The sequence below is a fragment of the Candidatus Poriferisodalis sp. genome (assembly GCF_965215815.1).
Classification (GTDB): Bacteria; Actinomycetota; Acidimicrobiia; order Acidimicrobiales; family Poriferisodalaceae; genus Poriferisodalis.
This window is the reverse complement of the sequence record NZ_CBDCEO010000013.1, coordinates 799030-810982: the sequence shown is the minus strand read 5'-3', so window position 1 is coordinate 810982 and position 11953 is coordinate 799030. Positions and strand designations below refer to the sequence as shown.

The 11953-nt window shown below is 65.6% G+C and carries 8 protein-coding genes and 1 tRNA gene; 3 read left to right on the top strand and 6 right to left on the bottom strand.

Going from position 1 to position 11953, the window contains the following annotated elements; translation table 11 throughout:
- Nucleotides 1-125 precede the first annotated feature (125 nt).
- The 3 genes from ACOOHB_RS13530 to ACOOHB_RS13520 all read right to left on the bottom strand — a co-directional run bounded on the left by ACOOHB_RS13530 (nt 126) and on the right by ACOOHB_RS13520 (nt 3970).
- Nucleotides 126-1211 (bottom strand): sugar ABC transporter substrate-binding protein, encoded by a 1086-nt coding sequence (locus ACOOHB_RS13530; RefSeq protein ID WP_420445364.1) that lies wholly within the window; start codon nt 1209-1211, stop codon nt 126-128.
- Nucleotides 1212-1353: 142 nt separating this feature from the next.
- On the bottom strand, nt 1354-2907 hold the full coding sequence (locus tag ACOOHB_RS13525; protein ID WP_420445363.1) for a hydantoinase/oxoprolinase N-terminal domain-containing protein: 1554 nt from the start codon (nt 2905-2907) through the stop codon (nt 1354-1356).
- Entirely contained in the window at nt 2897-3970 is a 1074-nt protein-coding gene (locus tag ACOOHB_RS13520; protein ID WP_420445362.1) for a DUF917 domain-containing protein, read from the bottom strand. Before ACOOHB_RS13520 ends, ACOOHB_RS13525 begins: the two co-directional genes overlap by 11 nt.
- A 110-nt stretch (nt 3971-4080) precedes the next feature.
- Here ACOOHB_RS13520 and ACOOHB_RS13515 point away from each other — a divergent pair, with 110 nt between their 5' ends.
- Complete coding sequence (locus tag ACOOHB_RS13515) at nt 4081-5556, top strand: PucR family transcriptional regulator (RefSeq protein ID WP_420445361.1); 1476 nt, start codon at nt 4081-4083, stop codon at nt 5554-5556.
- A 68-nt stretch (nt 5557-5624) separates the two neighbouring features.
- On the opposite strand, the gene purH is transcribed toward ACOOHB_RS13515, so the two are convergent.
- Nucleotides 5625-7181 carry a bifunctional phosphoribosylaminoimidazolecarboxamide formyltransferase/IMP cyclohydrolase gene (purH, locus tag ACOOHB_RS13510; protein WP_420445360.1) on the bottom strand — a complete coding sequence of 519 codons (1557 nt, stop codon included), beginning with the start codon at nt 7179-7181 and terminating at the stop codon, nt 5625-5627.
- The gene (gene purN / locus ACOOHB_RS13505) at nt 7178-7867 is read right to left on the bottom strand and encodes a phosphoribosylglycinamide formyltransferase (protein WP_420445359.1); all 690 of its coding nucleotides are present in this window, start codon (nt 7865-7867) and stop codon (nt 7178-7180) included. The genes purH and purN overlap by 4 nt, the downstream gene beginning before the upstream one ends.
- A gap of 83 nt (nt 7868-7950) precedes the next feature.
- Here purN and ACOOHB_RS13500 point away from each other — a divergent pair, with 83 nt between their 5' ends.
- Together ACOOHB_RS13500 and ACOOHB_RS13495 are read left to right on the top strand one after the other, a co-directional pair.
- Nucleotides 7951-10944 (top strand): UPF0182 family protein, encoded by a 2994-nt coding sequence (locus tag ACOOHB_RS13500; RefSeq protein WP_420445358.1) that lies wholly within the window; start codon nt 7951-7953, stop codon nt 10942-10944.
- Between the two features lie 314 nt (nt 10945-11258).
- Nucleotides 11259-11335, top strand: a tRNA-Met gene (locus ACOOHB_RS13495).
- 217 nt (nt 11336-11552) lie between these two features.
- Here the strand turns inward: ACOOHB_RS13495 and ACOOHB_RS13490 are convergent.
- Nucleotides 11553-11948 carry a hypothetical protein gene (locus ACOOHB_RS13490; protein WP_420445357.1) on the bottom strand — a complete coding sequence of 132 codons (396 nt, stop codon included), beginning with the start codon at nt 11946-11948 and terminating at the stop codon, nt 11553-11555.
- Nucleotides 11949-11953: the final 5 nt, after the last annotated feature.

Genomic DNA, 11953 nt, shown 5'->3' with positions numbered 1-11953 from the left:
CCGACATCTTGCCGTGACTTGATGGAGGACGGACCGTCGAGTGCGACCCGCGCGGGCGGGATCGGGCAGGATGCGCGCGCTCCGGTGTCTCAAATGACCGCATCCCACCCGATCCGTTCAAGAGATCAACCGTCCCACTGTCCTGTGAACTGGTCCACATTCTCAGCGGTGACCAGACCGTTGTCGGTCACGTTCGCCAGGGGATTGATTCCTCCCGAGAACGTGCCTTCGGTCAGAGCCAAGATCATGGCGTTCATGGCATTGGCGCCTTCGGATCCCGGCGCTCCGAAGACCACGCCGAACCAGCGCCCTTCGGCCACGGCCTGCAGACCGGTGATCGACCCTCCGAGTCCGATGAGCTTCACGTCGTCCATGTCTTCGTCTCCGAGCACGATCTCGACGCCTTGGATCGACTGGTCGGCTCCCATGACCACGTCGAATGCGGGTTGTGCGATCAGAATGTCCTGGATCGCGTTGATGCCGCCTTCAGGTCCGAGGTACTGACCTTCGCCCTCCGCCACGATGTTCACGCTCGGGTTGCGAGCCAGGACGTTGTCGAAGCCCTCTTTCAGCGCCACATCGAGGGGGAATCCCTTGATGCCATAGAGGTACACGACCCGGCACGGGTCGATCCCCTCGCAGGCCTGCACGGTCAGCTCGCCCATGCGCTCGCCGTTCTCTACAGGCGGCGCGAGCGAAGACGCTGCTATCCCTTCGACTTGCGGGGCGCCCTCTGTGAGGTCATCACCCACGACTGTGTTCAGCACGACGACTTGAATGCCTTGGGCCAGAGCGTCCTCGATGTCGGGTATGAGGCCGGGGCCGTTGACGGCCGCCACGATCACCCCGTCGTACTCGCCTGAAGCGATCACGTCCTGGAGCTGAGCAGTCTGAGCCGCTGGGTCGAACGCGGCATCGAATTCGACCATCTCGATGCCGTTCTCATCTGCGATTCGCTGCATCTGTTCACGCGAGCTCGCATACCAGGTGTTCGCCGAGCTGCCTGACAAGTAGGCGATACGGAGGCCTTCGGTCGAGGTGACCTGCTCGCTCTCTTCGGCTGCCGGCTCGGGAGTGGGCTCATCGGGTCCCTCTTCGACTGCGGTCGTCTCAGCCGTGCTCTGGGCCTGTTGCGCAGTGGCGTCAGTGGATTCGACTTCGTCCTCGGCCGACGGCGTGTCGTCTCCGCCGCATGCAGCAACTGTCAACACGAACACACAAAGGAGTGCGCCTATTCGCGGCGACAGCCGCCTCGTTGTCCATCTCATTGCTGATTCCCCTTCCTCACACCTCTGGTGTGTTTGTCTCTTTATGGAGCGCCTCTCACACGGTCCGACGGCGAGACGGACCGACTCACTGCAGCGGTCCCGCAGCTTTGACTCGCAATCTCAAGACGTCGTCCTTCAGATAAGCCATCGTCAGTTCTTCCAGTGCCACGACTTCGGTCCGTTCGGGCTCGGCCCCCAAGGCGATGGCGGATCCGATGGCTGCGTCTCTGGCGCGCTTGATGACCTCGTCGCGACCGCCGGGGCCGAGGACCAACAGCTGGTCCACCTCGGCGCTGATGGGAGCGATCGCGGCGCCGATCGCATTCGCGACTTCGTAGTTTTCGGGCCGATGAACTTCGCTCACGCCGGCGAGCGAGTCCGGCAGCAACACACTGCCGCCGCCGACGGCGATGACCGGTTGCTCGGAACGAGTGAGCTTCATCCGGTCGATCGAGTCTTCGAACATTTGGTCGATGCGTCCGATGGCCTCGACGGCCCGCAGCCCACTGACCTCGTCGACCGGATGGTGTCCCATGGTCGCTCGGCCGGCCCGGACCGCCATGTCGCTGAGGGTGAGTACCGGGCCACCGAAGCACAACGCCTCAGATGTCAGCTGATACCCCACGCTGTCCGGGCCGATCACGAGATCGCCGCCGTCTGTACGCACTCGCGTCCCGCCACCGAGTGCGATCGACAGCAGGTCAGGCATGCGAGAGTTCGTCCGCACACCGCCGATCTCCACCGGGATTGCCGACTCCCGCGGGAACCCGTTCGCCAGCACGCCGACATCGGTCGACGTGCCGCCGACATCCACGACAATCGCCTCGCGCAGGCCCGTCAGGTACGCAGCCCCGCGCATGGAGTTGGCTGGGCCGCTGCCCACCGTCAACACCGGAAACTCCAGCACCCGCTCGAGCGCCATCAACGTCCCGTCGTTCTGGGCGAAGTACGGCGTGGCCTCGATGGCTTGGTCGCGGAGCGCTGCGCTGAGACCGTCGACGATCTGCCGTGCGACGCGTCGCAGGGCTGCATTCAGCACGCACGCGTTTTCTCGTTCCAGGATGCCGATGGATCCGATGTCGCAGCTCAACGAGATCGGCGTGTCCTCGCCGAGCACATCGGCCGCGACGGCGGCCGCGATGTGCTCATGTTCGGCGGAGACGGGCGAGAAGATGCTGGTGATCGCGCAGGCTTCCGGACGCTCGGGAAGTTCCTCGAGGAATCGCCTCAGCCCAGGTTCGTCGAAGGGGACGTGCTCGCGGCCGTCGAACTCGAAGCCGCCGTCCACGATGACCTCGCCGGCGGAGACGACGGTGCGGAGATCGGCCGGCCAGGTGGACAGCGGCGGCACCGACCGGGTAGCGGGACCGCCGATCCGGATGACCGTCACCGAAGCCAGGTCGCGACGCTGGAGAACGGCGTTCGTTGCGTGCGTAGTCCCGAGCATCACTCGGGAGATCGACGCCGGGATCACGCTGTTGGCCGACAGCACCATCTGGATCGCAGTGGCCAATCCCTCGTCAACGTCTTCGGTCGTCGGCGTCTTGACCTTGGCCACCAACTGCAACTCGTCGTCGAGCAGAACAGCGTCGGTATTGGTGCCGCCCACGTCGACCCCGATGCGATATTCACCGCGCATTGAGCTTCTCCAGTGGGCGGTAGTCGAACGCGTAGTCGAAGGCCCGAGGTCCGGCGACAGCGAGGGCTTCCGGCGTCCGCCAGAGCTCATTGATCGGCAAACCGACGACAGTGACCAGCTGGCCGTACCGCAGCAGCTCGGTGACGATGGGGCGAGCTGTGTGCAGGTCGACTGCGGTGATGATGTCGGGAACGCTGGCCAGCACCTTGCCGTCCTCGATGAGCACGGTGTTCTCGTTCTGGAACTCGAGCCGGGCCATTCGGCCGGTGCACGCTCCGACGCCCTCAATGGTTGCCGATCCGCGAGCGAATCCTTCGGTGGTACGACGGTCTACGTCGACGACTTTTCCCTCGATGAGCGCTAGGCCGCCGAGGTGTTCGCACAAGGCCCTGACCGGATCGTCGGATGCTTCCAGCATCACTCGGCCAGCCGAGATGGCCAGGGTGATCGAGTTCCTCACCGTGGCTTTCTTTGCCGTGCCGACGGTCATCGGGTAGAGGCAGATCGTCGCCTCGGCTCCCATCGCGGTGCACACCGAGCGCGCGAGGTCCTCGGCCCACTTCGCAGTCGTGGTCGACAACGTCACCACGTTGCCCCGTTCATCGGTCATCGCGGCCGGACTCACCGACACTCCCGCGAGCGCCGCCGTCGTCATCTGAAGCTCCGGGAAGGCTCGACCCATCAGATCGGCGTCGACAACTGGGAGCCCGGCCCAAGCAGCCCACGCGAAGGGGACAACGCCGTTGAGGCCTCCAAGCTCCAGGCAGCAGATGGCAGCGGCCTCGGTGCCGGTTCTTGTCTCGATGGCTTCCTGGAGTCTGAGCGCTTCGGATCCCGATCCAAACTTCTCGACCATCACCGTCGTCGCGCCCATCATGCAGATCGGCAGGATCAGCTGCTCTTCGGAGAGTTCGTCGAGGTCGAGCAGCTGAACTGGCCCTGTCCGGGCAATGGCCTGGGACGCCATGTGGAAGCCCAGCAGGGGATCCCCGCCGCCCCCGCTGCCGAACACGGCAGCACCCAGAGACAACCATTCGAGCTCGCGGGGACCAATTTCCAGCATCACCCCGACCGTAACTTCGATGCCTTGACGGTTTGCCCAATTCTTGGTGCATTAATGAAGAAATTTGCTATTACTTGTGCTAAGAGCACAGAACACATAGGTTCACGGACATGCGCCTCGGAGAGCTGGTGAACCACAATCCGTCGATCAGCGTCCTGCAGGCATCGGCGGCAGCGCTGGACCGAGACGTGGGATCTCTTCAGATGATCGACAGCTATGACGCCATAGGGGCGGCGAACGAGGGCGCGCTGTTGGTGCTGGCACCAGCGCTTTCCGCTGAGGCTTCCTCGTACCGGTTCGACCTGGGCTTGGGACAGGCCCCTGAGGGCGTCGCCGGCATTGCGCTATCGGGTCAGGCTGATGCGCCGTCGGCCACGGCGATGCGGGCTGCCGAACGACGGAATCTTGGGCTCGTCGCGCTTGCTCCGGATGCCGACGTGGCGGCGATCGCCGTGCACGTGCGAGACGTCAATGTCGGTGGGCACCGCGAAGCGGTCACTCGCTTGGAGAATCTCTGCCGAATCGTCGACTCCCACGATCCTGGCACCGAGGATCTCTCCCAGCTGCTTGGCCACTTGTCGGCGGCATTGGACTGCGACGTAACCCTCGAATTCGAGCGTCTCAACGTCACAGCCGTGCCCCTCGACACCGGCTCGGGGCGGCCCATCTTCCTCACGCTCCATACGAGAACAACAGACGTCATCGCCCGCGCCGCGTTGACCTATGCCGGCCGTGCCATCGAGGAGACCCTGCGACGGGACTTCGAACAAGCCAACTTTCCCGTGCGGTCCCGCGGGGAGCTCCTCAACGAATTCCTTCTGAGCGACGCCAGCACGAGCGCGGAAGCCCTTACGAGGCTTCGCCGGAGCGGCTTTGCGGTGGAGGGGCACCACCTCGGAGCCCATGTTGATCTCCACAATCTTGCTGTCGGCGGTCACGATGCAGCCGACAATTACCGGCGCCAGCTGCGTGCCGCCCGGGTGCTTATCGACAAGGTCATTGCCGGCGACGACTCGTGGACGTCCGCGGGGACGAATGCGTCAGTCCTGCTGATCCTGAGTGAGGACCGCCACAATCCCCGGCACGCTGAGATCTTCGATGACCGGCTGCGCTCGGGGCTCGCACAACTGGAAGAGGTCGAACCAAGTCTGGAATGGTCCGCCGGGGTCGGATCCGTGCAGGGCGGCGCCGCCGGGCTTCGCAACACAGCCGACGAGGCGTTCTCGGCGCTCCGGGCCGCGAAAGCGGGAGGCATCACCAACAAGCTCCATCACTTCGACCGGCTCGGTTTCGCCCGAGCACTTATCCGGTGGTACGAGGTCGACGACGTGCGGGCGACGATCGATGAGCTGCTTGCACCGCTGGCCGAACTAGGCGAAAACAAGATCGGCGAGGCGGTTCGCACGTTGCGGACGTACTTGGACTCGGGTCAGAACGTCAAGCTGACCGCTCATCGCCTGCAGGTGCATCGAAACACCGTCCGGTACCGCATCAATCGAATACTGGATGCCCTCGAGGTTGACCTCACCGATCCTGAGCAGAGGCTCCTCGTAGAACTCGGCACCCGCGCCATGCGGGTGAGCTAGGGCTCACACCGACTCATAGCGCAGCGACGCCGATGCGCTAGTGCCGACTGTGTCTGATGGTTCCGGCATCAATGCCGGAACTGCCTTTCCCCGGTGAAGAGCATGGCGAGGCCGAGCTCGTTGGCTCGGGTGATGACGTCGTCGTCTCGCAGGGCGCCGCCGGGTTGCACCACCACGCTCACGCCGGCTTCGGCGGCGGCCTCGACGCCGTCACCGAACGGGTAGAAGGCGTCGCTGGCACAGGCGCCGCCTGCGGCACGCCCGTCGGCCTTCGCTGCGGCGAGCCGGCCTGACTCCACCCGGTTCTGTTGGCCGGCGCCGATGCCCCACGCTGTGCGGTCACGCGCCAGCACGATGGCGTTCGAGGTGACATGCCCGCACACCCGCCAAGCGAATCGGGCATCGGCCATTTCCTGCTCGGTGGGCTGGCGTTGGGTCACCACCTGCCACTCCTCGGGCGCTGAGGCGAAGGTATGTGGCGACTGCGCCAGCCAGCCACCATTGATCTGCCGCAGCGAGATTCCAGCGGCGTCGGGCCGTGGTGCCTCCAGCACGCGGGTGTTGCGTCGCTTCGCCGCGATGCGTTCGATCACACCGTCCTCGTACCCGGGCGCGATCACCAAGTCGGCCTGTGCTGCGGCTTCCAGGCGTTCGACCGTGTCCAGGTCGACCACCCGGTTGAACGCCACGATGCCGCCGAATGCCGAACGGGCATCACAGTCGTACGCCCGCTGGTAGGTGTCGGCCAGGTCGTCGCCGGCGGCCGCGCCGCACGGGTTGGCGTGCTTCACAATGACCACAGTCGAGCAGTCCTCGGCGTCGCCCAGGTCGTGCACAATCCGCCAGGCCGCATCGGCGTCGAAGAAGTTCATGTAGCTCAGCGCCAGCCCGCGGTGCTGGAACGCGTGGTCCCACCAGGTCAGCTCGCCGACCGGGCGATACCGGGCCCCGAGGTGGTGCGGGTTCTCGCCGTAACGGCACCCCTCGACCCGCTCCAGCGCCAGATGCACGGTGGGCGGCAGGGGAGCGGCCCCCGTATCGGCAGTCCCGGATCCCGCGTCGTCGACCGGCTCGTCGAGCCAGCTGACAATCGCCGCGTCGTACGCGGCCGTGTGTGCAAAGGCGGCCCTCGCCAGCCGCCGCCGGGTCGCCGTACTCAAAGAACCCTGCTCCGCGAGCTCGGCCAGCACCGGCTCGTAATCGTCCGGGTCAACCACCACACCGACACCGCCGTCGTCGTCGCCGTGGTTCTTGGCGGCGGCCCGCACCATCGCGGGCCCGCCGATGTCGATCAGCTCCGGGCCCGGATCGGAACGGAACGGGTACAGGTTGCACACCACCAGGTCGATGGCCGCAATGCCGTGCTCATGCAAGGACGCCAGATGCGCCGGCTTCGACCGGTCCGCCAGGATCCCGCCGTGGATACGCGGGTGCAGCGTTTTCACCCGGCCGCCGAGCATCTCGGGGCTGCCGGTCACGTCCTCTACTGCCAGCACCGGTACGCCCGTATCGGCCAGCGCCGCAGCGGTCCCGCCGCTCGACACAATCTCCCAGCCAAGCCCCGACAGCCGGGTGGCGAAGTCCACCACGCCGGTCTTGTCCCACACCGAGATCAACGCCCTCATCGGGTCAGTCCCTCCTGAATCCTGTCCTGGCTGCTGGCCTGCCCGCCAGTCGAACCGCCCACCAGTGCAGCGACTTCATCGGTTTCGCAACGTTCCAAGAACGCCGCAATCGTTGCCGGGTAAAGCTCCCGCTCCACGGTTTTGATGCGCTCGTGCAGTGTGGCCTCATCGTCGCCCGACAGCACCGGCACTGCACGCTGGGCCAGGATCGGGCCCGCATCCACCTCGGGAATCGCCACATGCACGGTGCAGCCCGACTCGGTGACTCCCGCAGCGAGGGCGTCGCGTACCGCGTGCCAGCCCGGAAACGCCGGCAGCAGTGACGGGTGCGTGTTCAGCACCCGCCCCCGGTAGCGGTCGCCGCCCCACTCGAAGAACGATCCATCCAGCACAGTGCCGAAGCCGGCCATCGCCACTACGTCCACGTCTCGCCCAGCCAGTGCAGCCGCTAGCTCGCAGCTGTAGCCGTTGCGGTCGAACCGGCGCTTGCCGGTCCCGGCGGCCGCGCCGGCCCCGCCAACCATCCAATCCGCACGCTTCACCAGCACCGTTTCGATCCCGGCATCGGCTGCAATTGCCAGCCCACGGCACGCCCGATCGGCCGCCACCAGGCCCACCGGCAGCTTGCAACCCAGCATCGCTTCGAGGATCGAGCCGGTTCCCGAAACCAATACCGCCAGGTGCACTCCGCCGAACCTACGCGCCGCGCCCGTCGGCGGCGGGGTCCGCTGGCTGCGGGACCGACCCGCCCTTGTAGCCTCCCTGCCGTATGCGTCCCCCAGAGGACATGCCGCCTCCCGCGTCCGAGCAGCCCCAGCAGCCTCGGCGGGTGCCGCGCCGTCGCAACATCAACCGTTTCCGCCTGATCATCGGCGTCGTCGTCGGCGCCGGGCTGATCCTGCTGCTGTCCATTCGCGGCCTGGCCGGCTTCTACACCGACTACCTGTGGTTCGACAGCTTGGGCTTCGCCTCGGTGTGGTGGAAGGTGCTGTGGGCCAAGATCGGCCTCGGCCTGCTGTTCACAGCGATCTTCTTCGTCCTGCTGTGGGTGAACCTGTTCATCGCCGAGCGCATGGCCGCCAAATCGGCGCCCGCAGGCCCGCCCGAGGACATCGCCGCCCGCTGGCGCCAGATGAGCCGCCGCCGCCGCGGCCTCATCCGTCTCGCCGTCGCGCTGGTCTTGGCGTTCATGGTCGGCTCGGGTGTCTCGGGCCAGTGGGAAGCGTGGCTGTTCTTTATCAACAGCACCGAATTCGGCCTCGCTGACCCGCAGTTCGGCCGCGATGTCGGCTTCTACATCTTCCGCCTGCCGTTCTTCAATTTCCTGATCGGCTGGGCCTTCGCTGCCGTTCTGGTGACGTTCATCTTCACCACGATCTGGCACTACCTGAACGGGGCAATCCGGGTCCAGGCCCCCGCAGGCAGCCGGGTCATACCGCAGGTGAAGGCGCACCTGTCGTTGCTGCTGGGTCTGCTGGCGCTCATCAAGGCCGTCGGGTACTACTTCGACCAGTTCGAGCTGACGCTGTCGACGCGGGGTTTCGTGGACGGCGCCACTTACACCGACGTGAACGCGCAGCTGCCGGTCCTGCGGCTGCTCATGATCATCAGCATCTTCAGCTTCTTGCTGCTGGTCGTGAACATCTGGCGGCGCGGCTTCACCTACCCGGTGATCGCTGTGGCGCTGTGGGCGGTCGTTGCCGGCTTGGCGGGAGCGGCGTATCCGGCCATCGTTCAGCGCTTCCAGGTGGAGCCCTCGGAGTCCACCCGGGAGGCCCCCTATATCGAGCGCAACATCGAGATGACCCGCATTGCGCTCGGGCTCGACAACGTGACCTCAAATGAGTTCGAATTCACACCCGAGTTGACCGCCGACGACATCGCGAACAACTTCGACACGATCCGCAACGTGCGCCTGCTTGACCCCAACGTCATGCGGGACACCTTCCAGCAGACCCAGGGCATCAAGAGCTTCTACGACTTCCGCGACATCGACGTGGACCGGTACGAGATCGACGGCAAGGTCACTCAGATCGTGCTGGCGGCCCGTGAGCTGCGGCCCACCGAGCTGCCGACCGACACGTGGGAGACCGAGCACGTCGCCTATACCCACGGCTACGGCGTGGCGGCGGCGCCGGCCAATGCGGTGGACACCAACGGTCGGCCCGCGTACGCGCTGGGCGACATCCCGAACGTGATTTCTGAGGGTGCTGAGGCCCTGGAGCTGGACGAGCCCGGGCTGTATGTGGGCGAGGACCTTCCCGGTTACGCCATCGTGGGCGCCCAGCGGGCCGAGGTCGACTTCCAGGACGACGACGACCGCACCGAGACGACCCGGTATGACGGCGAAGACGGGGTGGGCATCGGCGGCTTCCTGCGGCGGCTGGCGTTCGCAGTGCGTTTCGCGGAGCCGAACCTGCTGGTCTCGGGCGAGATCACCGGTGACAGCCGGATTCTCTACAACCGTGACATCACCGACCGGGTGCAGCTGCTGGCGCCGTTCCTGTCCTACGACAACGACCCCTATCCGGTCGTCCTCGATGGGAAGGTGAAGTGGGTGCTCGACGCCTTCACGACCACGTCGCAGTTCCCGTATTCGCAGCGGACCAATTCCCGGGCGGCGACGCCGGGGAGCGACCTGCGTGAGCCGCTGAACTACGTGCGCAACTCGGTGAAGGCCGTGATCGACGCCCACGACGGGACGGTCACGTTCTATGTGGTGGACGACGACGATCCGATCGTGCAGTCCTACATCAAGCAGTTCCCTGCGCTGTTTGCCGATGGCCCGCCGCCGGCCGAGCTGCGTGATCACTTCCGGTACCCCGAAGACCTGTTCCGGGTGCAGACCGATGCGTGGGGCCGTTACCGCCTGAACAACCCGTCGGAGTTCTACGACGCGGCTGGGGCATGGGCGGTTGCCCAGGACCCGGGCGATTCGATCGGGCAGACCACGGTCGAGACGGTGCGTGACGAGACGACCGGGCAGGTGATCGCAACGGTCGAGGCTCGGATTTCGCCGCAGTACTTGCTGTTCCGATTGCCGGGGGACGACTCTGCCTCGTTTGTGATCTTCCGGCCGTTCGTGCCGTTCTCCGAGGACGACTCTCGTAAGAACCTTGAAGGCTTCATGGTGGTCCACAACGATCCGGACCGTTATGGCCAGATCGAGGTGTACGAGATCCGGTCTGATCAGCCGATCGACGGCCCGGCGCTGTTCAACTCGAACATCCAGACCGAAGAGGAGATCTCCGAGCGTCTGACGCTGCTGAACCAGAACGGCTCGGTGGTGCGGCCAGGCAACCTGCTGCTGATCCCGGTGGAGAACTCGCTGCTGTATGTGCGGCCGCTGTTCATTGCGGCGACCGGGCCGACGGCGGTGCCCGAGCTGCAGCTGGTGATTGCCGGCATCGGCTCCGATGTGGTGATCTCAGAAACCTTCGAGGGCGCACTCGAGAAGGCCCTCGGCGGTGTCGACATCGACATCATCAATGAGACGGTGCGGCCGTTGGGCGGGGCACCGGCCGTGACGCCTGATGATGCCCCCGACGAACCGGCTGCTGCCGCGCCTGCCGACGACGAGCCTGAGCCGGCCCTGGACACCGACACGGTGAGCAACCTGCTCGAGCGGGCCGCGAGGGCCTTCGACCGGGCCGACGCTGCGCTGCGTGAGGGCGACCTGGCGGCGTACCAGGAGGCCGTCGACGAGGCCGAGAGCCTGATCGCCAGGGCCGCCCGAATGCTCGAACAAGCCGCCACCGGCTAAACGGACGGCGGCCCGGCTCCAACTCATGAGTGCGTGTGTGGGCTGATGCCATCTGATCAAGCACGGTCAAGACTCCGTGAGTTGATACTTGACGGCGCCGCAGGGCCAGTCGCAGGGCGAGCCGACGAGCACTACTTCGCTGCAGTCCGGGATCGGGTCCGGTCAAAGGCCGAAGCGACGCAACCGGCGGTCGGCAAGCCTCCAAACGCCGAAACGCTCTAGCCGCTCGGCAGTCTTCGATCCTGAGCTAAGCGAGTGGCTCGCGTCCGGCTTTGCCGGTCTCGCTGGGCCGCTGGTAGCGTTGTCGCTCTCGCCGCGGGGTGGAGCAGTCTGGAAGCTCGTCGGGCTCATAACCCGAAGGTCGCAGGTTCAAATCCTGCCCCCGCCACCAACAGGATGTTGGCCAATATCCGGTGTGGATGTTGGCCAGAATCCAGGAAATCGGGCCGATCTGGCCCGATTTTGTGCGTTCAGGCGTGGGTTTGGGGCTTCGTTCGGCGCCACTGCGTCAATTCGTGGGGCACCCGTCGGGATTCGCTTGAGTGCGGGCATGACGAGGCAGACGGCTCGGCGGCCGTCTGCCTCATTTGTGACGTAAGGAGCGATTCTTAGGGAGGTGCGCGGGGTGCGCTGGCGTCGGACTCGCCGGTGTCGGTTTCGGGTGAAGTCGCGGGGTCGGGATCGTCGGGCTGTCGGGGTTCGTACGTCTTGGGTTGGGTCGCGTTGTGGGTGCGTCTGGATTTCTTGGCTGCTTGCTCGGCCTCTTGTGCTTCTTGCCGTTGCTTGCGGGTGAGGTTGAGGTTGGTGCGAACGATCCTCGCGATGACTGAGATCGCTCGGGCGCCGTCGTTGGCGGCGCGGCAGGTCTTGTTGGTGAGTCCGTTGTTCTCTTTGAGGATTGCGAACCCGTTCTCGCTCGGTAGGCGCCGCCCGTAGCTCTGATTCTGCGGCGGGGTGCCGAAGTGGGGCTGTTGGTAGTCGTCGAGCTCTTCCGCGGTCACCATGATGT